The 24,963-nt window shown below is 50.6% G+C and carries 22 protein-coding genes and 1 pseudogene; 9 read left to right on the forward strand and 14 right to left on the reverse strand.

The genetic code is table 11. The features are described from left to right. Positions 1-176: 176 nt before the first annotated feature. The gene (gene ydiK, locus JC793_RS11005; protein WP_052927527.1) at positions 177-1,292 is read left to right on the forward strand and encodes an AI-2E family transporter YdiK; all 1,116 of its coding nucleotides are present in this window, start codon (positions 177-179) and stop codon (positions 1,290-1,292) included. Positions 1,293-1,766: 474 nt separating this feature from the next. On the opposite strand, the gene ppsA is transcribed toward ydiK, so the two are convergent. Then, positions 1,767-4,145, reverse strand: coding sequence for a phosphoenolpyruvate synthase (ppsA, locus tag JC793_RS11010; protein WP_046893551.1), 2,379 nt, complete (start codon positions 4,143-4,145; stop codon positions 1,767-1,769). Between the two features lie 218 nt (positions 4,146-4,363). Here ppsA and ppsR point away from each other — a divergent pair, with 218 nt between their 5' ends. From ppsR to JC793_RS11045, 7 genes are all read left to right on the forward strand, one after another. Beyond that, positions 4,364-5,227 (forward strand): posphoenolpyruvate synthetase regulatory kinase/phosphorylase PpsR, encoded by an 864-nt coding sequence (gene ppsR / locus JC793_RS11015; protein ID WP_046893552.1) that lies wholly within the window; start codon positions 4,364-4,366, stop codon positions 5,225-5,227. A gap of 146 nt (positions 5,228-5,373) precedes the next feature. Then, on the forward strand, positions 5,374-6,423 hold the full coding sequence (locus JC793_RS11020) for a 3-deoxy-7-phosphoheptulonate synthase (protein ID WP_046893553.1): 1,050 nt from the start codon (positions 5,374-5,376) through the stop codon (positions 6,421-6,423). A gap of 362 nt (positions 6,424-6,785) precedes the next feature. After that, complete coding sequence (gene hemP / locus JC793_RS11025) at positions 6,786-6,974, forward strand: hemin uptake protein HemP (protein ID WP_046893622.1); 189 nt, start codon at positions 6,786-6,788, stop codon at positions 6,972-6,974. A 107-nt stretch (positions 6,975-7,081) separates the two neighbouring features. Continuing rightward, on the forward strand, positions 7,082-8,149 hold the full coding sequence (locus tag JC793_RS11030; RefSeq protein ID WP_182106895.1) for a hemin-degrading factor: 1,068 nt from the start codon (positions 7,082-7,084) through the stop codon (positions 8,147-8,149). Next, entirely contained in the window at positions 8,146-8,973 is an 828-nt protein-coding gene (locus JC793_RS11035; RefSeq protein ID WP_218426194.1) for a heme/hemin ABC transporter substrate-binding protein, read from the forward strand. Before JC793_RS11030 ends, JC793_RS11035 begins: the two co-directional genes overlap by 4 nt. Further along, positions 8,970-9,962: a FecCD family ABC transporter permease gene (locus JC793_RS11040; protein ID WP_112550736.1), complete on the forward strand. Its 993-nt coding sequence runs from the start codon at positions 8,970-8,972 to the stop codon at positions 9,960-9,962. The genes JC793_RS11035 and JC793_RS11040 overlap by 4 nt, the downstream gene beginning before the upstream one ends. A gap of 1 nt (position 9,963) precedes the next feature. After that, positions 9,964-10,764, forward strand: coding sequence for a heme ABC transporter ATP-binding protein (locus JC793_RS11045; RefSeq protein WP_218426195.1), 801 nt, complete (start codon positions 9,964-9,966; stop codon positions 10,762-10,764). Here JC793_RS11045 and JC793_RS11050 read toward each other — a convergent pair. Then, entirely contained in the window at positions 10,761-11,387 is a 627-nt protein-coding gene (locus tag JC793_RS11050) for a hypothetical protein (protein WP_243846823.1), read from the reverse strand. The genes JC793_RS11045 and JC793_RS11050 overlap by 4 nt on opposite strands. Positions 11,388-11,628: 241 nt before the next feature. Between JC793_RS11050 and JC793_RS11055 the strand changes: the two genes are divergently transcribed. Continuing rightward, the gene (locus JC793_RS11055; protein WP_004235398.1) at positions 11,629-11,997 is read left to right on the forward strand and encodes a helix-turn-helix domain-containing protein; all 369 of its coding nucleotides are present in this window, start codon (positions 11,629-11,631) and stop codon (positions 11,995-11,997) included. Positions 11,998-12,048: 51 nt separating this feature from the next. Here the strand turns inward: JC793_RS11055 and lplA are convergent. The 12 genes and pseudogenes from lplA to btuC all read right to left on the reverse strand — a co-directional run bounded on the left by lplA (position 12,049) and on the right by btuC (position 24,950). Continuing rightward, positions 12,049-13,066 (reverse strand): annotated as a pseudogene (gene lplA, locus JC793_RS11060) (lipoate--protein ligase). Positions 13,067-13,122: 56 nt separating this feature from the next. After that, positions 13,123-13,608, reverse strand: coding sequence for a C40 family peptidase (locus tag JC793_RS11065; protein WP_052926832.1), 486 nt, complete (start codon positions 13,606-13,608; stop codon positions 13,123-13,125). Positions 13,609-13,699: 91 nt separating this feature from the next. Next, positions 13,700-15,397, reverse strand: coding sequence for a lipid IV(A) 4-amino-4-deoxy-L-arabinosyltransferase (arnT, locus tag JC793_RS11070; protein ID WP_218426196.1), 1,698 nt, complete (start codon positions 15,395-15,397; stop codon positions 13,700-13,702). Positions 15,398-15,592: 195 nt separating this feature from the next. Further along, positions 15,593-15,988 (reverse strand): 4-amino-4-deoxy-L-arabinose-phosphoundecaprenol flippase subunit ArnF, encoded by a 396-nt coding sequence (arnF, locus tag JC793_RS11075; protein WP_218428410.1) that lies wholly within the window; start codon positions 15,986-15,988, stop codon positions 15,593-15,595. Next, entirely contained in the window at positions 15,985-16,335 is a 351-nt protein-coding gene (arnE, locus tag JC793_RS11080) for a 4-amino-4-deoxy-L-arabinose-phosphoundecaprenol flippase subunit ArnE (protein ID WP_218428412.1), read from the reverse strand. The genes arnF and arnE overlap by 4 nt, the downstream gene beginning before the upstream one ends. 6 nt (positions 16,336-16,341) lie before the next feature. Continuing rightward, positions 16,342-18,003: a lipid IV(A) 4-amino-4-deoxy-L-arabinosyltransferase gene (gene arnT, locus JC793_RS11085; protein ID WP_166708029.1), complete on the reverse strand. Its 1,662-nt coding sequence runs from the start codon at positions 18,001-18,003 to the stop codon at positions 16,342-16,344. Between the two features lie 6 nt (positions 18,004-18,009). Continuing rightward, positions 18,010-18,903 carry a 4-deoxy-4-formamido-L-arabinose-phosphoundecaprenol deformylase gene (gene arnD / locus JC793_RS11090; protein ID WP_107679755.1) on the reverse strand — a complete coding sequence of 298 codons (894 nt, stop codon included), beginning with the start codon at positions 18,901-18,903 and terminating at the stop codon, positions 18,010-18,012. Then, positions 18,903-20,888 (reverse strand): bifunctional UDP-4-amino-4-deoxy-L-arabinose formyltransferase/UDP-glucuronic acid oxidase ArnA, encoded by a 1,986-nt coding sequence (arnA, locus tag JC793_RS11095; RefSeq protein WP_218426197.1) that lies wholly within the window; start codon positions 20,886-20,888, stop codon positions 18,903-18,905. The genes arnD and arnA overlap by 1 nt, the downstream gene beginning before the upstream one ends. Beyond that, a complete protein-coding gene (gene arnC, locus JC793_RS11100) occupies positions 20,888-21,877 on the reverse strand; it encodes an undecaprenyl-phosphate 4-deoxy-4-formamido-L-arabinose transferase (RefSeq protein ID WP_218426198.1) in 990 nt (329 codons plus the stop codon). The genes arnA and arnC overlap by 1 nt, the downstream gene beginning before the upstream one ends. After that, a complete protein-coding gene (arnB, locus tag JC793_RS11105) occupies positions 21,878-23,023 on the reverse strand; it encodes a UDP-4-amino-4-deoxy-L-arabinose aminotransferase (RefSeq protein ID WP_208323166.1) in 1,146 nt (381 codons plus the stop codon). Between the two features lie 143 nt (positions 23,024-23,166). Then, positions 23,167-23,940, reverse strand: a complete 774-nt coding sequence (locus JC793_RS11110; protein ID WP_218426199.1) for a vitamin B12 ABC transporter ATP-binding protein BtuD — start codon at positions 23,938-23,940, stop codon at positions 23,167-23,169. Beyond that, entirely contained in the window at positions 23,940-24,950 is a 1,011-nt protein-coding gene (btuC, locus tag JC793_RS11115; protein ID WP_072125171.1) for a vitamin B12 ABC transporter permease BtuC, read from the reverse strand. The genes JC793_RS11110 and btuC overlap by 1 nt, the downstream gene beginning before the upstream one ends. Between the last annotated feature and the right edge of the window lie 13 nt (positions 24,951-24,963).

Below are 24,963 nucleotides of genomic sequence, written 5' to 3' on the forward strand. Positions count from 1 at the left end.
TGCAAATCTGACAATATAATTATGTGGTTAACTCTTCATTCTGATGCATGATTCATGAGAGAATATTCACCTTAACACACAATGTATTCATTTTGCGCCTGCAATAAAATAACGCAATATTTGCGCTCCTTTATCGGGAACAACCAGTTAATTCATTTACAAAGGGAAACTTATCCGTGGAAAAATCGCAACCGGGTTATGATTTACCTAAACTAATATTCGCCGTTGCAGCGATATCCATTCTCATTGCCGTTAGTTTCTGGGTATTAAGTCCGTTCCTTCCCGGCTTCATCTGGGCAGGTATGATAGTCATTGCCACCTGGCCGGTTTATACCGCTATCCGCCGCCGTGTCCGTAACAGCCGCTGGATAGCGGCATCCGTTATGGTCATGCTGATTATTCTGCTGTTTGTTTTTCCGCTGGCACTGCTGATTAACAGTATTGTCGAGAACAGTGAACCGCTGATGCGCTGGGTGAAATCTCCGGGGCAACTGACACTGCCGGAACTCTACTGGCTGGATTCCGTCCCGGTTATCGGGCCGAAACTGTTTGCCAGCTGGACAAGCCTGGTCGCCAGCGGCGGCAATGCCATGATGGCGAAAATCCAGCCCTATCTCGGACAGGGCGCGGCCTGGTTCCTGACACAGCTGCTGAGTGCAGGTAAGTTCCTGTTCCACCTGGCGATTATGCTGCTGTTCAGCGGCCTGCTCTACCTTCAGGGAGAAGAGGCTATGCGCGGCTTTCGCCATTTTGCCCTTCGTCTGGCCGGTATGCGCGGTGATGCCGCCGTACTGCTGGCTGCAATGTCTGTGCGGGCCGTCGCACTGGGCGTCGTGGTAACCGCATTAACCCAGGCTATTATCGGCGGACTGGGGCTGGGGCTGGCCGGTGTGCCGTTTGCCGCCATCCTGACAGTCCTTATCTTTATCTGCTGTGTGGCGCAGCTCGGCCCGCTGCTGATTATGATCCCGTCCGTCATTTATCTGTTCTGGACCGGTGATACCACCTGGGCGGTGGTGATGATTGTCTGGTCGGGCATTGTTGCCACCATGGATGGCGTGCTTCGCCCTTATCTCATTAAAATGGGGGCTGATTTACCGATGATACTGATTCTGACCGGGGTTATCGGGGGGATGTTATCACTCGGCATGATCGGGCTCTTTATCGGCCCTGTCGTACTGGCGGTTTCCTATACCCTGTTGAAAGCATGGATGAATGATGTACCTAAGCCGTCGGACGATTTGACTGAGGTTCGCGCTTATATGGAAGAACAACTCTCGGAAAAAGAATAAGTTTTTAATCAAAGGTGCAGAAATGCACCTTTGATATATTTAATTAATTATTCAATTACTCTTCATAAATAACATTAATAATTTGAAATATTAATATACTTCAGTATGTCGTCACCCGACTTATTCCGCCTGCAGACAGAGGTTCTGAATATATTTCACTTATCTAACAAACAGTAAATATATATATTGAGACAATTCTTAATGCAGGCATATCTTAATTATTTTAATATATCAGCCATCAAGTAACGAATTAAAAGGTATTGTTATTCATTACAATGATACCTTCCGAATATAAATATTGCTGTGTGTAGTCTTTGCCTGTCAGCCCATGATAGGCTTTTTTTTTGCCTGTAATTCAGGATAGCTCATTTGGTTTTGTTTTGATTTGCCTTAAATGCGCTCAGACATTCTAACATTGAATGATAAAAAAAAGCCCGAAACAATCCGGGCTTTTAATCATTTAAAATGATTGAATCAACAATTTTCTGCTAATGAAATCCAGGTTTTCACTACAGTATCCGGATTAAGAGAAACACTGTCGATCCCCTGCTCCATCAGCCAGGCGGCAAAATCCTGATGGTCGGATGGTCCCTGACCACAGATTCCCACATATTTATTACGTGCTTTCGCCGCTTTGATAGCCATCGACAGCAGGGCTTTCACTGCGTCATTACGCTCATCAAACAGCGTGGACACCACACCGGAGTCACGATCCAGACCCAGTGTCAGCTGAGTCATATCGTTGGAACCGATAGAGAAGCCGTCGAAATACTCAAGGAACTGATCTGCCAGCAGGGCATTGGACGGAATTTCACACATCATAATCAAACGCAGGCCGTTTTCGCCGCGTTTCAGACCATGAACCGCCAGCTCATTAACCACAGCTTCTGCCTGTGCCACCGTACGGACAAACGGAATCATCACTTCGACATTCGTCAGATCCATGTCATTACGCACACGCTTCACCGCTTCACATTCCAGCGCGAAACAGTCACGGAAATCATCATGCACATAACGGCCGGCACCACGGAAGCCCAGCATCGGGTTTTCTTCATCCGGCTCGTAAATATCCCCGCCGACCAGGTTGGCATATTCGTTTGATTTAAAGTCAGACAGACGAACAATGACTTTCTTCGGATAGAAAGCTGCCGCAATCGTGGCAATCCCTTCAACCAGGCGACCGATGTAGAACTCGACCGGATCATCATAGCCCTGCATCATGCTGCGGATTTCAGCCTGCAATTCCGGAGTCTGCTGATCAAATTCCAGCAGTGCACGCGGGTGCACACCAATCATACGGTTGATGATAAATTCCAGACGCGCCAGACCGACACCCTCATGCGGCAGACAGGCAAAGTCAAATGCGCGATCCGGGTTACCGACGTTCATCATGATTTTGGTGCCGACTTCCGGCATTGTGTCGATTTCGGAAGAGTGGATGTCAAAATCCAGTTTGCCGCCATACACATAACCGGTATCCCCTTCAGAACAGGAGACCGTCACTTCCTGGCCTTCTTTCAGAAGCTCGGTGGCATCACCACAGCCGACAACTGCCGGAATACCCAGCTCACGGGCAATAATTGCAGCGTGGCAGGTACGGCCGCCGCGGTTAGTCACAATCGCCGCCGCTTTCTTCATGATCGGTTCCCAGTCCGGGTCAGTCATATCAGTGACTAACACATCACCCGGCTGAATACGATCCATCTGGCTCAGATCATGAATAACTTTTACCGCACCGGCACCGATACGGTGACCGATTGCACGACCTTCGACCAGCACATTGCTCTGGCCGTTCAGCTGATAACGTTCCATCACCTGCTGATTGGAACGGACAGTTTCCGGACGCGCCTGTACGATATACAGCTTGCCGTTATTACCGTCTTTTGCCCACTCGATATCCATCGGACGACCGTAGTGTTTTTCAATGGTCACGGCCTGTTTTGCCAGTTCTTCCACTTCGCTGTCGGTCAGTGAGAAACGTTTGCATTTCTCCGCATCCACATCTTCAATACGTACCTGTTTGCCGTGGCTGGTGTCATCCGCATAAACCATCTGGATTTTCTTGGAACCCATAGTACGGCGGACAATGGCCGGACGGCCTTTTTCCAGGGTTGGTTTGTGAACATAAAACTCATCCGGGTTTACCGCACCCTGCACCACCATTTCACCCAGCCCGTAAGCGGATGTGATAAAGACAACCTGGTCAAAACCGGATTCGGTATCGATGGTGAACATCACACCTGACGATGCGAGGTCAGAACGTACCATGCGCTGAATACCGGCAGACAGTGCAACGCCGCGGTGGTCATAACCCTGATGCACACGATAAGAAATCGCGCGGTCATTAAATAATGAAGCAAATACGTGCTTGATAGCGACCATGATCGCATCAATGCCCTGCACGTTTAAGAAGGTTTCCTGCTGTCCCGCGAAGGAGGCATCCGGCATATCTTCAGCCGTTGCGGAAGAACGCACAGCAAAAGATGCGCCTTTCTCACCTTCGGACAGCTGTTCATACGCTAGGCGGATATCCTGTTCAAATTCAGCGGAGAACGGGGTATCGATTACCCATGCGCGGATCTGCGCACCTGCTTTCGCCAGCTGGTTGACATCGTCAATATCCGTTTTATCCAGCAGCTCATAAATGCGCTGGTTGACGCCACTTTGCTCAAGAAAGTCATTGAAGGCCTGTGCCGTGGTGGCAAAACCATTGGGAACAGACACGCCTAATCCGGAAAGATTGGTTATCATTTCGCCTAAAGACGCATTTTTACCACCGACACGGGGTACGTCATTCATACCTAATTGGTTATACCAAAGTACATTACACGGGGTTTGACCATTGTTGGACATTGCAAGCAATCCTTTTAACATTCAAAAGAAGGTAAAATCGGAAATACGGGCTCTGCTGAGCATCAGAAACAGATTATCACAATGTTTGTAAGAATATAGACAGGTGAATCGATCAACCCGATTACAATATTTTTTTATCCTTTATAATCATGTTTTAATTTATTTGTGCCGTTGCTCCGGATTATCGATTCAGCAAAAAACATAGGAAAATAAATAACATGTCTATCACAACCGGCTCATCTTCTGATACACAGAATAAAGAAACACGGAGTGTCTTCTTTATTTCTGACGGTACGGCAATTACGGCGGAAGTATTAGGTCATGCCGTATTGTCACAGTTCCCTATTGATATTATCGCTTACACCCTGCCTTTTGTGGCAACCGTGGAGCGTGCGCTGGAAATCAGACAAAAAATCGATACCATTTTTGAAACCACCGGGTTACGTCCGCTGGTGTTCTACTCCATTATCTGTCAGGACGTGCGTGAGGCTATCACCGGCAGTCAGGGTTGCTGCCAGGATATTGTGCAGACTCTGGTCGCCCCGATTCAGAAAGAGATTCAGATGGAGCCGCAGCCGATATTCAACCGGACCCACGGTTTATCCAAGCGTAATCTGAGCCAGTATGATGCCCGTATCGCCGCGATTGATTTCGCACTGGCGCATGATGACGGCGTTTCCCTGCGCAATATGGATCAGGCTCAGGTGATTCTGCTCGGCGTTTCCCGCTGCGGTAAAACCCCGACCAGTCTGTATCTGGCGATGCAGTTCGGTATCCAGGCCGCCAACTATCCGTTTACGGCGGATGATATGGATAATCTTCAGCTGCCCGCAGCCCTCAAACCGTATAATAAAAAGTTATTCGGTCTGACCATTGATCCCGAGCGCCTGGCCGCTATCCGGGAAGAACGCCGGGAGAACAGCCGCTACGCCTCAATCCGTCAGTGCCGGATGGAACTGGCAGAGGTCGAAGCACTCTACCGCAAACACAAAATCAGTTACCTCAATACCACTAACTATTCTGTCGAAGAGATATCAACAAAAATCATCGATTCTCTCGGATTAAACCGCCGCATGTTCTGACAGGCGGAAACGGTTAAGTGGATCATCTCACCCGGTGATCCGCTTTCTGCAATTGCATCTTGTAATCATCACGTTTTCGTTTATTGTGATCGGTATCACTGTGGTTTCACACAGCAACTGAACAAATTCAGAGACAGCATTAATCTATGGAAAAAACGGATGAACTGCGCACGCGGGCAATAGACAAACTGATTACCCCGTCTGCGCTGGCCGGTGAGTTTCCGGCCACAGAAGCAATAAACAAAAATGTGACAACGTCACGCAACCGAATTGAACGCATTTTAACCGGCGATGACCCGCGTCTGCTGGTGATTGTCGGCCCCTGCTCCGTGCATGATCCAATCGCCGCGCTGGATTACGCGCAGCGTCTGAGCGAACTGCTGCCTGCATACAGTTCACGCCTTGAAATCGTAATGCGTACCTATTTTGAAAAACCGCGTACGGTTGTCGGCTGGAAAGGCCTGATTTCAGACCCGCGTCTGGATAATTCCTGCCAGGTTAATGAAGGTATCCGCCTGGCACGGAAACTGCTGATCGACGTTAACGCACTGAATGTCCCGACAGCCACTGAGTTTCTCGATATGGTCACCGGGCAGTATATTGCGGATCTGATCAGCTGGGGGGCTATCGGCGCCCGTACCACGGAAAGCCAGATCCACCGCGAAATGGCCTCGGCGCTCTCCTGCCCGGTCGGCTTCAAAAACGGGACAGACGGCAATATCAAAATTGCCATTGATGCCATTCGTGCCGCACAGGCCGGTCATATGTTCCTGTCCCCGGATAAAGACGGACAAATGACGATTTACCAGACCAGAGGTAACCCGTTCGGGCATATTATTATGCGCGGCGGCAAAACACCGAACTATTCTGCCGGTGATATTGCACATGCCTGTGACCAGTTGCGCCAGTTTGATCTGCCGGAACATCTGATCATTGATTTCAGCCACGGCAATTGTCAGAAAATCCATCGCCGTCAGCTGGATGTTGCCCGTGATGTCGCACAGCAGATTAAAGACGGCTCCCGGGCTATCGCCGGTGTGATGGCCGAAAGCTTTATCCAGGAAGGCACTCAGAAACTGGTAAACCATAAAGCACCGGTTTACGGACAGTCGATTACTGATCCGTGCCTGAGCTGGTCTGACACCGTCACCATGCTGGATATTCTGGCTGATGCGGCAGATGCCCGCTTCTGTTAATCCGCTTCTTTTATTGTAAAACAGGATGCTCCCGCATCCTGTGAGATTGCTGACAACGCAGGATAAAACGTGGTTTTTCCTGCGTTGTGTTATCAGCCGAAAATCAATAAATTGATTTTCCTGGTTTATTTTTACAACCTCTGCCGGTCGTCGCCAATCCCTGCGGGTTTGTCAACGGCCTGACAGGATGCTTCCGCATCCTGTTTTATTCATCACCTGAAATTATCATTCCTGCCCCATATAGTTGAGATACAGCTCACTTTTTCTGTGTAAATTCCTCTGCCGGATAAAAATCACTTGAACAGGTTCCGCCACCTGCTGATAATAATTCGCGAATGATAATTGATATCAAATAGAATCATATGACTGAAAATAATAAACATTTTCCCTTACCCTCACTTGCCGGGTATAACAACACAGCAACAGATAAAATCACGGTTATCAGCAGTGAGGCACTCCTGGGACCGCAACAGCGCATTATCATCCGTCATCAGAATGAGGAATATCATCTGCGCCGCACAAAAAACGGAAAACTCATTCTGACCAAATAACATACAGGCCAGCCACCTGCATCCTTAAGGCAGCCAGCTTACTTTTTGACATTGATTATCCGGTCTGCGCCGGTCCGGCGCCGATCACAAAAAAGTAAGGATCTGCCATGCACAATGAAACACTTTCCCGCTATCTCGCCCTGAAAGAACAGGGACATCTTATTCATGCCCGTGATATTGCTGCAGCCATGGCAATATCCGAGGCGGAACTGGCACACTGCCGGGCCGGTTATGATGCCTGCCGTCTTACACCGGATATCCCTGCTATTTTTCGTGTACTGGCCACCGCAGGGGAACTCAGAGGTATCACCCGTAATGATCATGCTGTTCATGAACATTCCGGTACCTATGATAATGCGGAATTCGGGGAACACGCCTGCCTGCTGCTGAACCCGTACGGGCTGGATTTACGCTTCTTCCTGTCGCAGTGGCAGACAGTATTTGCATTTGCGGAAAATACTCCGCGCGGCCTGCGGCACAGTCTCCAGTTTTTTGATCGCCACGGTGATGCTGTCCACAAGATTTATACTACCGGCAATACAGATATGGGCGTCTGGCACTACCTGACAGCACAGTTTGCCGCATATGATAACCCGCCGGTTATCCCGGAACCGGCTGTCATTCCCGCGCAGGCATCACTGACACCGGAACAGCAGGCCGAATTTACCCGCCACTGGCAGAAAATGACCGATGTTCATCAGTTTTTTGTCCTGCTTAAAAAGTTTAATATCAGCCGCTTACAAGCATTTCGCTGTGTAGATAACACACTGGCACAGCGGGTGGATAACAGTGCGTTATCACGACTGCTGGCACAGTGCACCGAAAAGCAGAATGATATTATGATCTTTGTCGCCAACCGCGGATGTGTGCAGATTTTTACAGGTGCCGTTGCACGGTCGGAGCCGTATATCAGCCCCCGCGACGGACAGCACTGGATCAATATCTTCAATCCGTCGTTCACCCTCCATCTGATCGAATCCGCCATTACGGAATCCTGGATAACCCGTAAACCCACCAAAGACGGTGTTGTTACCAGTCTGGAATTATTTGACAAAAACGGTCAGGCTATCGCGCAATTGTTCGGACAACGCACTGAAGGCCGGCCGGAACAAACCGTCTGGCTCACTCAGGTTAACGCGTTGCTGACAGACAGCAGCGGTGAGGCAGCCGCATGAAAAAATATGTACTGATCCTGTTATTCTGCCTTTGTCCCTCTGCGCTCAGTGCACAGGGCGGCATTATCACTCTCGGCGGTGACGTGACAGAGATTGTCTTTGCACTCGGTGCAGGTGACCGGGTGATTGCCCGCGATACCACCAGCGAACATCCTCCGGCAGTTCAGCAATTACCGGATGTCGGCTATTTGCGGCTGCTGAATGCGGAGGGATTACTGTCACTTCAGCCCGCTATGATCCTCGCCAGTGAACTGGCATATCCCTCTGCTGTATTATCTCAGGTCAGTGCCGCGGGTATTCCTGTTATTACCGTGAGCGCAGCCGCCGGGCTTCCGTCCATAGCCGTAAAGGTCAGGCAGATCGCAGAGGCGCTGGCTTTACAATCCGCGGCAGCCGCACTGACTGATGAAATTAACCGTAAGCTGGATGCCGTACCACAAACACCGCTGGCGGTTAATGTTCTGTTTCTGCTCAGCCACACCGGTACCTCACCACTGGCAGCCGGTACAGATACCGCCGCTGACATGCTTATCCGCAGCGCAGGCGGGCAAAATGCCGCAGCCTCTTTCCGGCGTTACCGCCCGCTTTCCGCAGAAGGCATGATTGCCGCCCGACCTGACTTAGTCGTGATCACCCGCAGCGGCCTGGCCTCCATCGGCAGCACCGATATGCTGTGGCAGTTACCGGGACTGGCTCAGACACCTGCGGGAGAACATCAGCGGGTGCTTGTGGCTGATGATATGGGGTTTCTCGGCTTCGGATTACAGACCCCGGAAACGCTGTACCAGTTACGTAAAGCGATGGAGGCAGCCGCTGTATTATGAGTAATCAACCCGGTTTTCACCTGCGCCACCTGTGCCTCTGTTTTATGCTGATGGTGATGATATTTACCGCCATGAACACCGGCGGATTACCGGTTTCCGTCAGTGCATACCTGCGCGGGGAAATCACGCAGCAGCTCTGGCAAATCTGGTTAACGGTCCGTCTGCCGCGGATTGTGCTGGCAGTTCTGGCGGGCATGGCTCTGGCAACAGCAGGGGTATTATTGCAGGGGCTGTTCCGTAATCCGCTGGCAGACCCCGGCTTACTCGGGATCAGCAGCGGTGCTGCCGTTGCGGTGGCGCTGGGGATTGTCTTTATCGCACCTTATCTGAGCGGTCCGGTCGCACTATACCTGCATATTTTTACCGCATTCAGCGGCGCGCTTTGCGTCAGCGGCCTGATTTTTCTGCTTAACCGCCGCCGTCAGCCACTACTGCGCCTGCTGCTGTGCGGTATTGCCGTCAATGCCATCAGCATGTCCTTTGTCGGTGTACTCAATTATCTGAGTGATGATAAAGAATTACGCCAGTTTTCACTCTGGATGATGGGTAACACCGGGCATATCAGCTGGGTGCTGTTACTGCCCGCAATCGGACTGGCTCTTCCGGTTTTTTGTGCCGCGTTCCTGCTGTCACGTCCGCTGGATATGATCCAACTGGGAGAAGAAGAAGCACATTATGCCGGGGTCAATGTCCGCCGGATACAACAATATGTACTGCTGGTCAGTGCACTGCTCACCGGTATTGCTGTCGCGCTGTGCGGGATTATCGGTTTTATCGGCCTGGTGATCCCTCACCTGATGCGTATGATTTTCGGCTGGCATCATCGTCTTCTGCTGGTAACATCCGCTCTGGGCGGTGCACTGCTGTTATTGCTCTCTGATACGCTCGCCCGCACACTGGCTGTACCGGCGGAAATTCCGGTCGGGCTTCTGACCGGATTACTCGGTGCACCTTATTTTCTCTGGCTGGTTTTCTCTGTGAAGGAATGATATGTCACCTATAACCCCGAATACCCTGCCACCCGTTCTGGATGCAGAAAATATCTGTTTCTCCCGCGGCGGACAACCGGTGATCAGTGATATATCCCTGACATTGCACTGCGGAACGGTCACGGCTATCAGCGGCCCGAATGGCGCGGGGAAATCAACACTTCTTCGCTTACTCAGCGGCTATTATCCCTGTGACAGCGGACAGATTCTGCTGCGCGGAAAACCCATATCCTCATGGTCTTCTGAAGCGCTGGCACAGATCAGAGCGGTAATGACACAACAAAGTGTTATCTCAGCCCCTTTCCTGGTCAGGGATATTATCGCACTCGGGGATTTATGCAGTCCGTTTACCCGCCGGGAAACCATTGATGAGGTGATACACCTGACAGCCTGTGAATCATTGCTGGAGAAGCGCTGGTATCAGCTTTCCGGTGGTGAGCAACAGCGGGTTCATCTGGCAAGGGCGCTGATGCAACTGAATCCCAGTTTACCGATCCCCCGCCTGTTATTGCTGGATGAACCGACCTCCGCTCTGGATCTTCACCACCAGCAGCGCCTGATGCGAATGCTGAAAAAACGGGCAAGCACAACCTCTCTGGCCGTCTGCTGTATTCTGCATGACCTGAATCTCGCCTCTTTATATGCGGATCACATCATAATGCTGGATAACGGACGCGTTATCAGCCGGGGAACACCCTCCGACGTATTGCAACAATCCGTACTGACGGAGACCTATCAGGTAAATCTGATAACGCTCCGCCATCCGCTGACCGGCAATAACGCCGTGCTACTTGCGCCTTAATGCTCTTCGCTTTTTGCCGTAACACGTTGTTTGCGGCAAAAAGTGATTGCTGAAAGCAGGCATAACGTATATCCGAGCAACTCACAGCCTTCTTCAGCCAGATTTTTTACCAGCCGGTTAAAATCATCGCCCATCATACCGCGCCATAAAATTCCCATACCAAACAGACGGGAAAATACCAGTACCACCAGCAGACCTGTAACCATCATGCCGTACGACGGATGAGAGACAAAACGGTACAATCCGTTGATTGCAGTCCGCGGATGCAGGAATGCATAAAGGATCGCAGCCAGTGAGACCGGAACGGCAAACCAGAACCACGCTCCGTGAGAAATATAATCAAAAATCTGATCCAATTCCCTGATCAGCATGCTGGCAAAAAAACCGGCAATCAGGAAAAATCCCGCTCTGTCCTCCGGCTCCCGCAACCCTTTGCGGAAAAACAGTACAATCACTGCCAGCAACATCACCTCGGCGACAATTTCGGTCACCGAGTTTTCACCCAAATCATTCTTAAGAACCAGAATATCGATAAACAACAAACTGGTACTGGCAGCCATGATCAGCGCCAGCATAAAAAAACGTCCCATTGCCCCGAAAAGAAACCGAAATTGCTGTGACATAAGTATCCTGAATTATATTTGTAATCGGCAGATTCTATCGATTATGAATTCAGAATTGGTGACATATGGTGCTATCTGCTGGCGATAAAACAATAGGTTTCATCTATTGGTCTGATAATGATTCTCAATCATGAAAGGCACGATTTGCCTACACAATTCTTGGAAAATTCATAAAATACGGTTAATAACATATGTGATTATTAGAATTTATAGATTGTAAGCCCGATATTGGGAGGTGAACATGTCAGAAAGTGTAGTTAACGATATTATCAAATGGCTGGAAACCCAGTTACAGCGCAATGAAGGGATCAAGATTGATACGATTGCGGATAAGAGCGGTTATTCAAAATGGCATCTCCAGCGTATTTTCAAAGATATTAAGGGATGCACATTAGGTGAGTATGTCCGTAAGCGCCGTCTGCTGGAAGCTGCGAAGTCTCTGCGCGATAACGATATGTCTATTCTGGACATCGCGTTACAGTATGGTTTCAGCTCACAGGCAACATTTACCCGTATCTTTAAAAAACATTTCAACACCACACCGGCAAAATTCCGTGACCACGGCCAGCTGCCGGAACCCCGCTGTTTTATGGAATGTGGTTCACACTAAGAATCTGAAAAGTATCCCCGTCTGCCACAAACGCCGGACGGGGATATTTTTTTATTTAAGTTCTGTTACCAGCCAATCCCGCAACTGCACCAGTTCGCTGTGCATATCCGGATAACCGGCAATCAGGCCGGAGAAGACGGCCTTCACCGCAGCAGCACTGTATTGCTGACCTGTCAGCAACTGTGCCAGTTGTTCCAGCGGTGCCGGGTCGAGACTATCAGTAAAAATCTGTGCCCGGCTGATAATGCCCCGTTCCACATCGAAATGCAGCTCAATCCCCCCCCCACTTAAAGCGGGTATCCAGCAGATGACTGAAAGCCGGTGCATTACCAAAATTCCAGTCCCAGCTGCTTTGTCTGGCAAATGTCTCTGCAAATCCGGGTAAATCGGGAAGTGAATCCGGCGAAATCCGTTCTTCCTGTACCGTCTCGCCGTAATAATCAAAGAATGCGGCTTTAATCGATTCGCAGACCTGCTCATGGTCAATTCCCGGCACAATTTCCGCCAGATTAGTGACCCGTGAACGGACAGAAGTGATCCCTTTGGCCTGCAGTTTTTTCGGGTCCGGGTTGAGGTAATCCGCCAGGCGGCTCAGGTCAGCATTAATTAACACAGTGCCGTGGTGGAAACCGCGATCTTTGGTTTCACGATACGCCGAACCGGAAATTTTCCGCTCACCGTCTTCACTGTTGACCACCAGATCATTACGGCCGGATGCCGACACCGAAATCCCGAGCCGGGATAACCCGTCAAGAATAATATTGGTCGAAACCGTTTTATCATATTCCGGCTTCCCGGCCATAAAGGTGAAATTTGTATTTCCCATATCTTGGAATACCGCCCCGCCACCGCTGCTGCGCCGGGCTAATTTAATATGATCGGATTCCATTTTGCGGGTATTGCATTCCTTCCACGGGTTTTGTGCCAGTCCGATAACGACAGTGTCATTATTACGCCATAAAAATAACACGCGCTGGTCAGCGGGCATCTGACGGAAAATACACTCTTCAACGGCAAGGTTGAACCACGGATCGCAGGAATCAGAAATAAAAAGACGAAGTGACGACATAGTGTTCCCCGGAAAAAATAGGCTGCCGTTAAGATAGCATACTTATCCGGGTAATTTTAAAGCCTGCGCGCCTGCCAGAAGACTTTTTTCCAGTAAACGTTATCAAGGCTGGAACGCATCACGCCCTTACTGGTAGAGGCGTGAATAAAGGCGCGGTCAGAATCATAAATACCGACATGTAACCCGTTTTCACCACCGCCGGTTTTAAAAAATACCAGGTCGCCGGGTTGTAAATCTTCAGCATCAATCCGGGTACCGTATGTTGTCTGGGCTTTGGTGGTGCGCGGGAGTGAAATCGCAAAGCGGTCGTTAAAAGTCCGGTAGACAAAACCGGAACAATCGATGCCGTTTATATCCATTCCGCCATAATGATAAGGCGTACCGTACCATTGCGATAATTGTTCCCGCAATTGGGCGATAACCATAATCGGATCTGATAATTCCGTTTTGATCGGAGGTGCATGATATTTACGCGGTGTCGATGAACAGCCGACAACGGCTAATACACAAATAAAAAGCAGAGAGCGGAATATCATTTTCATTGTATTATCCCCGGTACAGCTGACCTTCAACCCGCATTACTGTATTAATATCTGCGGGTGAAAGTCAATATTTGACGTATTTTACAGGGTATTACGGCATTTTCCGGTAATAAAGTAATGTCAGATTATCGTCAGTGATAAATTCATCCGCCGGAGAAACATCATTTTCATCCACCCCGTGACGGTCACGCAGGATCAGCGCGACATTACCGGTTTTACGGGCATTTTCCAGCCAGGATTCAAAATTCTCATGGCTGATAAACTTTGATTTGGTATCCGGATATAAATCACTCAGCCCGTATTTCAGCTCTCCCGGACGATCAAACATATAAATATCACTGCGCTGTAATTCCCAGGCCGCTGATGTCCCGATCCCGACACTGTTGACCAGGATATAACGGGCATCCTTCAGCAGTGCGATATTATTCTGAATAAAAATCTGCGGTAAATTCGCCCGTTCAGTCCGGCCCGGTAACAGCGAACTGACCGACAGGCTGATAGCAACAGTACAAAATGCCGCCAGCAGCCAGTAGCGGCAGCCTTTTATCAGAGTAACCACCGAAACCGCAATCCAGAACAGAAAAATCGCAATAGCGCCGGTAAATTTACCCCGTTCAGCGGCAGAATAAACCAGGGTATTTTCCAGATTATTGATCACCAGCAGCGCAATGACCGCGCAACAGCCGAAAATGATATTAATCACCGCATTCAGTTTAAATGCTGTAACAGCCTGTTTCTTTATCAATGTATGAATATAAGCCGCCATCAGAATAGTCAGCGGCGCAATGACCGGCAGAATATAGGTCAGTAATTTCCCTTTGGCGATACTGAAAAATAAGAATGGCAATACGGTCCAGCACAGCAGGAAAAACAGCGGTTTATTTTCCCGGCGCTGCTGCCAGCCCTGTTTTAATGCCCCGAATAAAAAACCGCTCCAGGGTAATACACCGGCAAACAAAATCGGGATGAAAAACCAGAACGGGGAGAGGTTTTGCGCCTCTTTACTCATAAAACGCTGTAAATGCTCAACCACCACAAAATAACGCCAGAAATCCGGCTCGGCATGATACACCGCAATTGCCCACGGCAGTGTGATAAGCCCGGCCGCCGCAATTCCCGCCCAGCAATAACAGAGCATTATTTTTAAACGGCGGTAGAAAATATGTACCGGGATCAGCGCAATAACCGGTAATACCAGAGCCAGAAAACCTTTTGTCATCAGCGCCATACCACAGGCCAGCCCGAAGGCAACCCAGTACCCCAGCAACGCACCGCGCGTCTGCGCTGTTGTCAGCCCGTAACTGAGATAAATCACCAGTGTGATCCACATCGTCAGAATCGGGTCCAGCGTGCTGTATGTGCCGAGCGCCAGTACCAGTAACATACTGGCGTACAGGAACGCAGCAGTGCGGGCAATCACCTTTTCATCCCACATTTTCATTGCCAGCCGGTAAACCAGCAATGTACTGACCATGGTTGAGAAAAGAACACCAAAACGGACAGCGAACTGAGTATGCCCGAACAGCATCTGACTGATATTATTCACCCAGTAACCCGCCACCGGCTTTTCAAAATAGCGGATATCCAGCAGGTGAGGTACAACCCAGTTACCATCAGCCAGCATTTCCCGGCTGATTTCAGCATAGCGGGTTTCATCGGGCTGCCATAGTGCCCGGAATTCCAGAGGTAAAAAATAGGTTACCGCAATAAACAGCAGGAATAATACAGTCCACATTGCAGCTGACGGATACGCCACATTAAACACGGACTTACGGCTGGTAATGTCCAATACCACCTCCGGACAAAGATACGATCTGATAACAATAAGGTAATCATCTCTGTTACCTCCATTAAGACCCGGGTACGGGAAAATAATTCACGGTGTAACAGGATATTTTGTTTATACAACAAAGAAAAAACGGAGGGATTAATACAGGCTTAACCGTTTAATGACGGCTTAATAAAACACTAAGCCGTATTATGATTATACGGCGGGTTTTTCTTTACTGTGGATCAGACGCACACCAAACAGAATAAAAATAATACCGATACTTTTGATCAGCGAGACACCTTCATTAAACCAGGGCAGGAATGCCGCCAGCAGATAGACAAACACATAACTCAGGCTGATAAGCGGATAGGCTTTATTGAGCGGCAAATCCCGCAGTGCAAGCAGCCAGCACACCATCGACATGACATACCCGGCCAATCCGGCGAACACGATAGCAAACGGCTGCCATTGCGATAACAGAAGGCTGATATCCAGCCACTGTGAACTCAGCGCAATATCCGGTAACTGCGTCACACCCAGTTTCAGCAGCAATTGTGCTGCGGTAACAAACAGTACACTGCCGAGTACCCAGAGATATCCGCGCATCAGTGTCCGGCTCCCATCAGAATCACGCCGGTGACAATCGCAGCCACACCGCACCAGTGTTTACAGGTCACCCGCTCACCATACAAAAACTGAGCCACCAGCGTAACCACCACAAAATTGATACTCAGCATAGGATAAGCAATATTCAGCGGCATCACCTGCAATAATTTCAGCCACAGCAGCATCCCCAGGCCAAGCAGAAATACCGCCAATGCCAGCCAGTACAGCCCCTTGCGCTTCGCATTTTCCTGCGCGGCCTGCCAGACATCCACTGCCTGTTTTTGGCAGATCTGGCCGCCGCAGGTGAGAAAACTCACAATAATCAGTAAGACGATTTGCCCGAACACTATCACACCTTATGGCTGTTTATCGTAGATATAGAGCGTCATCCGGCTGTTTTCGGTGCGCTTGTCTGCCGGCGGCAGTTTGGCATCGTAGGTATCATTTTTATCTGTTACCAGCAGTGCGACCTGCCCCTTTTTACGGGTTTCCGCCAGCCATTCTGCGAAATTTGCATCCTTCAGAAGGCGGTATTCACTGTCCGGATATTTCAGACCGTAAGTCAGCTCACCGGAATTATTCAGCAGGTAAATGTCTCCGCGTTTCAGTTCCCACGCCAGCCCGGCGCCGATACCGACGCTGTTACTGACAATAAACGGGCTCTTTTCCAGATCGGCCATATTCTGGCGGATAAAGAGCTGCGGCAGTTTTGAATCCACTGAGCGATCCGGCACTGCGCTGCCGAAGATCAAACTGACCACCAGCGAGCAGGAAGCTGCCCACAGCCAGTGTTTTGCTTTCAGCAGATAACAGAGATAGCCGATGATGCCCCAGATAGTAAAGGCGACAATACCCAGCACCACTTTGGACCATTCATCCGGCTGATAAATCGGTTTTTTGACCAGATAACTGGCCACGATCAGTCCGGCGACAGCGACAGCACCAAAAGCCAGATTCAGAATACCGTTCGCCTGTAACGCCCGCATCCGGTGTTTGCGGACACAGTCAACGCCGTATTTGGCGATCATTACTGCCAGAGGCGCCATCAGCGGCAGCATGTATGTCGGCAGTTTGCCTTTGGCAATACTGAACAGCAGGAACGGGGCAACAAACCAGCAGAACAGGAAGAACATCGGCGGATTATTACGCCGCTCTTTCCAGCCTTTGGACAATGCTCCCGGCAGCAGCGCCAGCCACGGCAGACAGCCGAGCAGGATCACCGGAATGTAATACCAGACCGGCGAGGCGTGCTGGGCATCTTCACCGGAGAAACGCTGGAAATGCTCCACCACAATAAAATAGCGCCAGTAATCCGGCTCCTGCTGATGTACCGCTATCGCCCACGGCAGGCTGATCAGTACAGCACAGATCACGGCCAGCGGACCGAACTTCAGTAATTCAGTGAAACGCCGCTGGTACAGCATGACCGGCAGCATCGCCACCACCGGAATAGCCAGTGCGAGAAAGCCTTTGGTCATAAATCCCATACCGCAGGACAAACCCAGCAGGCACCAGGAGGTTATCCTGGTTTTCAGATTTTCGGCTTTCAGTGCCCTGAAGCTGAAGGCCATCGAGGCCACCACCCACATGGCAAACATCGGGTCAAGCACACTGTATGTACCGACACTGAACACCAGAAACATGGAGATAAAGACCAGCGACGCAACAAACGCGGTATGGCGGTTGCGCCACATCAGCAAAGTCATCCAGTAAACCAGCAGCGTGCTGATAAGGACACTGAATACGGAGCCGGCACGGACAGCAAAATTGGTATGACCGAAGACCAGCTGGCTGATGTTATTCACCCAGTAACCGGCCACCGGTTTTTCAAAATAACGCAGATCGAGTAATTTGGGGACAACCCAGTCACCCTGTGTCACCATTTCACGGCTGATTTCCGCATACCGGGTTTCATCCGGATGCCAGAGCAGACGATCATTGATAGGGAAAAGGTAAGTTAACACGAAAAAAAGAGCCAGCAGAAAGGCTCCGATTTTACTCGCCCGGTTATTCAGCATGCAATGCTATCCCTCTTGTTGGCAGCCCAGCCAGCCTTCCCGGCCGGGGAAATCCCCCCGGACCACTTTGCCTGTCGGTAATGTTGATAAATCAGACGGCAGCAGTTCACTGAGCGGACAAAAGCGGAAATCCTCATTTTTAATCCGTTCCAGTAATGCTTCAAACTGCGCGGCTTTGGACATCCCTTCCACTTCTGTGTGGATAGTATAGACCGGCACGCCCTGATCCCGTCTGATGGCATCGAGGATAAAGTCATTAAAATCCGCATCAGCCACCTGCGGCCCAACCACTTCATCATAGGTCGGCAGTGTAACAGGAATCTGCACGGTTCCGGTAGTCCCGTCTGCAAGAAGCGGACGAAACGGATGCGTCCCCCGGCAATCGCTGTTATATGCAAAACCAAATGCCTGCTTGGCTTCAATCACCCGCTCATCCGCACGCCAGCCCGCAACAGCGGAGCACTGCACCGGCTGTCCGGTCGCCTGTGATAACGCATCTGTACCCAGGCGGATCTGTTCGGTGATTTGTTCCGGTGTCCAGCGGCCGATTTTTGCCTGCCAGCCCTGATGATCCCAGGCGTGCAAACCAACCTCATGACCGGCATCCAGCGTCTGCTTCATCAGATACCCCAGGTCACGGGCAATTTTCTTACCCGGCCATGCCGTACCGGCCAGCAGAATATCAAGGCCATACAATGAAGCCGCATTGGAGCGCAGCATTTTCCACAGAAACTTAGGACGCAAAAGGCGCCACAAGTGACGCCCCATATTATCCGGCCCGACGCTAAAGAAAAAACTGGCTTTAATATCGTGCTGCGCAAATACCTTCAGTAACTGCGGCACACCTTCCAGTGTGCCGCGGTAGGTATCCACGTCAACCCGCAGGCCGACATTTCTCATTACTCGTCATTCCTCAGCTCTTCAACCGCACCGCGCAGGAAGAAATCGAGTGTTTCTTCCACAGTCTGGCGGGTGTCGATAGTCGGTTTCCAGTCCAGTAAACGCTCCGCGTTTTTAATGCTTGGTTTACGGTGTTCCACATCCTGGTAACCTTTACCGTAATAGGTGCTGCTTTCGATTTTACGGAAGCCGGCAAACGGCGGGAAGTTGTCACGCAGCGGATGTTTTTCGAAGCAATCGAGCAGCATTTCTGCCAGTTCGCGGATACTCGCTTCGTTCACCGGGTTACCGATGTTGATAATCTGACCGTCACATTTACCGTCACGGTTTTCAATGATACGGAACAGGGCTTCGATACCGTCATGGATATCAGTGAAGCAGCGTTTCTGCTCACCACCGTCAACCAGTTTGATTGGTGACCCTTCCACCAGGTTCAGGATCAGCTGTGTGATAGCACGGGAGCTGCCGATGCGCGCAGAATTCAGGCTGTCCAGACGCGGTCCCATCCAGTTGAACGGACGGAACAGTGTGAATTTCAGACCTTCTTTCGCACCGTATGCCCAGATAACCCGGTCAAGCAGCTGTTTGGAAACAGAGTAGATCCAGCGCTGTTTATTGATTGGGCCGACAATCAGGCGTGAATTGTCTTCGTCGAACTCTTTGTCATCACACATGCCGTACACTTCAGAGGTGGACGGGAAGATGATCCGTTTGTTGTATTTTGCGCAGTAACGGACGATTTTCAGGTTTTCTTCGAAGTCCAGCTCGAACACACGCAGCGGGTTACGGGTGTATTCGATTGGCGTGGCGATTGCCACCAGCGGCAGAATGACATCACATTTTTTGATGTGATACTCAATCCACTCGGTGTGGATGCTGACATCCCCTTCGATAAAGTGGAAACGCTCATCACCGATGAAACGGTCAATCGCGGAAGAGCTGATATCCATACCGTAGATATCATAGTTGCCGTCTTCCAGCAGACGCTCAGTCAGATGGTTACCGATAAAACCGTTCACACCCAGGATCAGAACACGCTTACGGCGGGCAACCTGAGCAGTGGCTTTCGGTCCGACGCGGACATCGGTCACAATGCCCATTTCCGCTGCCAGACGGGTACCCTGCACATACAGGCCGGATTCGCCCTGACCGCTGATCACTTCCAGCGCGCCGTTTCCGCAGGCAATTACCAGCGGCTCGGCAGAAATAACGGTTCCCGGACGCTTGCCTTTGTTGTCGGTCAGCACGCGGCTGCGCCAGATGATCATTTTGCGCTCACCCAGGAAGGTAAATGCACCCGGATACGGTTCAGTCACTGCACGGACCAGGTTGTGGATCTGTGCCGCAGGCTGGTTCCAGTCAATCAGGCCATCTTCCGCACAACGGCGGCCGAAATACGTTGCCTGAGATTCATCCTGCGCGGTGGTTTTGTAAGTACCGGCCTCAATCAGCGGTAATGTTTTATTCAGCAGAATTTCTGCCGCTTCACGGACTTTACCGTGAACAATCAGAGAAGTGTCATCCGCACCGATAGTGACTTTTTCCTGCGCAACGATATCACCGGCATCCGCTTTGGCGACCATTTTGTGCAGAGTGACACCGGTTTCGGTTTCACCGTTAAGAACAGCCCAGTTGATTGGCGCGCGGCCGCGGTATTTCGGCAGAAGAGAACCGTGCAGGTTGAATGCGCCTTTCGGTGCCAGCGCCAGAATCTCTTCGCTCAGCATATCGCGGTAGTAGAAAGAGAAAATAACATCCGGTTTCAGCTCACGGATGCGATCCACCCACAGCGGGTGGTTAACGTTTTCAGGGGCATAAACCGGCAGTTCCATGTCCGCGCTGACGCGGGCTACCGATGAAAAGAAATGGTTTTCACCCGGGTCGTCCGTATGGGTAAAGACGGCCTGAATATCAAAGCCCGCTTGTTTCAGGGCCTTCAATCCGACACAACCAATATCATGGTAGGCAAATACGATTGCTTTCATTAGTTTTTTTCCTGAGTTTCAGTTTCGCTGGTCTCTTTCGCCTGAGCGCCGACCACTTTTTGAATAAAATACCGGGGACGTGCACGAACATCGTTATAAATCCGCCCGATATATTCCCCGAGCAGACCCATTGCCACGAATTGTGCGCCGATAAACATGAATAAGATAGCGAACAGGGTAAACACCCCTTCTGCTGCCCACAGCGCGCCGAAGGCCACGCGCAGGATAATCAGTAACAGCGCCAGCAGGAAACCGGACGCGGCTATGATACTGCCGACGATGCTTAACAGGCGCAGCGGTGCGGTCGTCAGGCAGGTCAGCAGGTCATACATCAGATTGATCAGTTTAAGGAAACTGTATTTTGAGTCGCCGAATTCACGCTCTGCGTGTTTAACATCAATTTCAATCGTTTTACGGGCAAACGTGTTCGCCAGAATCGGGATAAATGTACTGCGCTCATGGCACTGTAACATGGCGTCAATGATATGACGGCGATAGGCGCGCAGCATGCAGCCGTAATCACCCATGGCACTGCCGGTTGCGGCGATGATCATTTTGTTGATCATTTTTGAGGCCGTTTTACGGAACCAGGAGTCCTGACGGTTAGCACGGCGTGTGCCGACCACGTCATAACCCTCTTCCGCTTTCTCAACCAGACGCGGAATTTCTTCCGGCGGATTCTGTAAATCCGCATCCATGGTGATCACCAGATCACCGTCCGCCTGTCTGAATCCGGCCATAATCGCAGAGTGCTGGCCGTAGTTACGGTTCAGCAGAACAGCAACCACATGGTTTTCCGGAATTTCCGCCGCCTGTGTCAGCATTTCCGCTGAACGGTCGCGGCTGCCGTCATCCACCAGTACAATTTCATAGGCTTGTTTCAGTGACTGACAGGATTTGATTGTACGTTCCAGCAACTGAGGCAGGCTTTCTTCCTCGTTGTATACCGGAATCACGACTGAGACTTTTTTAATTTCGTTAAATGACACTTATTTCTGCTCCGCAAGAATAGCTTTGATTGCGTCTGTCACACGGGTCACATCACTGTCTTTCATATCCGGGAAGAACGGCAGCGAACATAATGTCGCGGTGTTCCACTCCGAGTCCGGCAGTGATAATGACGGGTACCGTTCCCGGTAATATTTCTGGGTATGCGCTGCACGGAAATGCAGGCCCGTCCCGATATTGACCGCTTTTAACTGCTCCATAAAGGTATCGCGATCGATGCCGCAGACTGCTTTATCCACACGGATCATCAGCAGATGATTAGCATGCAGATGCGGGTAATCCGGCACGGATAACAATTTAACCGGCAGTCCGTCCAGGGCTTCGCGGTAAAGCTGTGCCAGGTGTGCACGGCGCGCATTCAGCTCGTCCATCCGGCTCAGTTGCACCACCGCAATCGCCGCATGGATATCTGACAGGTTATATTTAAACCCCGGTTCGACCACTTCAGCCTGCGGCTTGCGCCCCTGCATCTGACGATCAAACGCATCCACACCCAGCCCGTGGAATTTAAGACAGCGGATACGCTGTGCAAGTTCATCATCATCTGTGGCAATTAATCCGCCTTCCGCACAGGTGACGTTTTTAATCGCGTGGAAAGAGAAAATCGCCGTACCGCTTTCGCCGATCCATTCATCCCGGTAACGGGTGCCGACGGCATGTGCGGCGTCTTCCAGAAGGAAAACATTATGTTCCTGTGCAATCGCACGTAAAGCAACTAAATCACAGGGAGCTCCGGCATAATGAACCGGAATAATTACTTTGGTTTTCGGTGTAATGGCTGCGCGTACAGCATCCGGCTGAATCATCAGCGTATCGCGGTCAATATCAATCATCACCGGCACCGCACCGAGCAGCTCAATCATATTGATAGTGGAAACCCAGGTCTGAGAAGGTGTGATCACCTCATCCCCCGGGCCGACACCCAGTGCCATCAGTGCAACATGCATACCCGCGGTTGCTGATGCCAGAGCGATGGCGTGTTTACAGCCGAAACGCTGACAGAAATCCGCTTCCAGTTGCTGATTCTGCGGGCCGGTCGTAATCCAGCCGGAACGCAGTACTTTTTCAACAGCGGCGATTTCTGACTCCCCGATAGCAGGCCGGGAAAACGGAAGAAACTCAAGCATAAATACAACCTAATAAGAATCGGAAGTGATGATTATATCCTGAATTGATTCAATTGACGCTCAACACCAGGGTTTCGTTTAAACAATTCTTAATCTTTACGTCGACTACATAACAACAAATTTATGTGACAGCATAACAAAAATCAGCGGTGATGTTGATGCCAATCTGTTATTTGCCAATGAGTTTCTTGTGCCGGCCTGATACTTTTTATTTCAGACTGAAAAAGTTCGCTCAAAATATCTTCTGTCATAATTACCTGAGTTTCACCGGCCGCAAGTAACTGACCACCTTTAAGCAGCACCACCGCATCGGCGTGCAGATAGCTGTGGTTTAAATCATGACCGCTGGTAATAATCGTACCGCGCTGCTCACAAAACCGGGCTATCCATTTATCCAGCATCGCCTGCTGGGTAATATCCAGATGATTACGCGGCTCATCCAGCAGCAGGTATTTTCCGGATAAATCATCCGTATTCCATAATTGCAGAAATATTGCCGCTATTTTCACCCGCTGCCATTCGCCGCCGGATAATTGCGTCAGCATGCGCGGTAATAACTGCTCCAGCTGAAAATCACCGCACAGCTGATAAATAAGTTGTGTATTTTCCTGCACTGCCGGCATATAGAGTTGCAGATACTGAAATACTGTCATGACCGGCACACCATCGGTGGTTTGCGTCAGATAAGCACGAAACTGCGCCTGCTGCCGTTTGGGGATCGTTTTTAAATCTGTGCCGCGATAGCAGATTTGCCCGTCATAGCGCACGGCATCCGCCAGTGCCGCCAGCAGAGTGCTCTTACCGGAACCGTTCGGCCCCAGCAGGTGAATCTGCTGTCCGGCGAAAAATTGCAGTGCATCACAGGACAAACGGCGGCCGACACGGACAGCACTGACATCAAGTAAACATTTTTCCATCAGCGCCGTCCTCCGTGATGCCGGGTCAGCAGATAAATAAAGGCCGGTGCACCGATAGTCGCGGTCACCACACCAATCGGAATTTCTGCATTTGATAAAATCAGCCGCGAGCATAAATCTGCCAGCAGCAGGCTGACCGCGCCGAATAACGCACAGGCGGGTAATAATGTACGGTGATCAGTAATTCCCATCAGCCTCAGCATATGCGGGATAATCAGCCCGATAAAACTGATAGCCCCGGCCACTGCCACACTCAGGCCGATCAGCAACCCGACGGCGATAATAAACACATTACGCCAGCGGTGCGCGGATACCCCGAGCTGCTGGGCATTCACCTCTCCCAGCGCGAGATAATTAAGTACCGGTGCCTGCCACAGCAGCCACACAGCCACCACCGCAATGGCCGCCAGCAGCGGACTCAGCCGCCAGTCAGCCCCGGAAAAACTGCCCATCATCCAGTACATCAGCTGGCGTAAATCCAGACTGGTACTGAAATACACCATCCAGGTCATAAATGCGCCGCAGATAACCCCGAGCGCCACCCCGACCAGTAACAGCTGACTGTTACTCAGCCGCCGGAAATGGGCAAAATAAAGTAAAATCAGCGTCAGCAGCGTTGCCCCGATCACCGCCCCGCCCCCGAGCACCCACAGTGGTGGCATACCCTTGAAAAACAGAACGATAAAAACAACAAACACCCCGGCGCCATTACTCACGCCGAGCAATCCGGGTTCTGCCAGCGGATTTTCAAAAATAGCCTGCATCACCGCACCGGCCATCGCCAGCCCGGCCCCCACCGCAATCACGGCCAGTACACGCGGAAAACGCAGATCCCAGACAAACAGCTGTGCGGTTTCAGATAACCACTGGTCCGGTAAAATCCACATCTCACCGGCACAGAGTGCAACAGTGATCATGATAAGTAACGTAACGGAAAGAAAAATGATGCGCTGTACATCCCGCTTTTTCCGCGTCTGTACCAGCTTTGTGATGGGGTTGTGAATATGCATGAGATCCCTGTCA

It is taken from the genome of Morganella morganii, assembly GCF_019242955.1.
In the GTDB taxonomy this organism is placed as follows: Bacteria; Pseudomonadota; Gammaproteobacteria; order Enterobacterales; family Enterobacteriaceae; genus Morganella; species Morganella sibonii.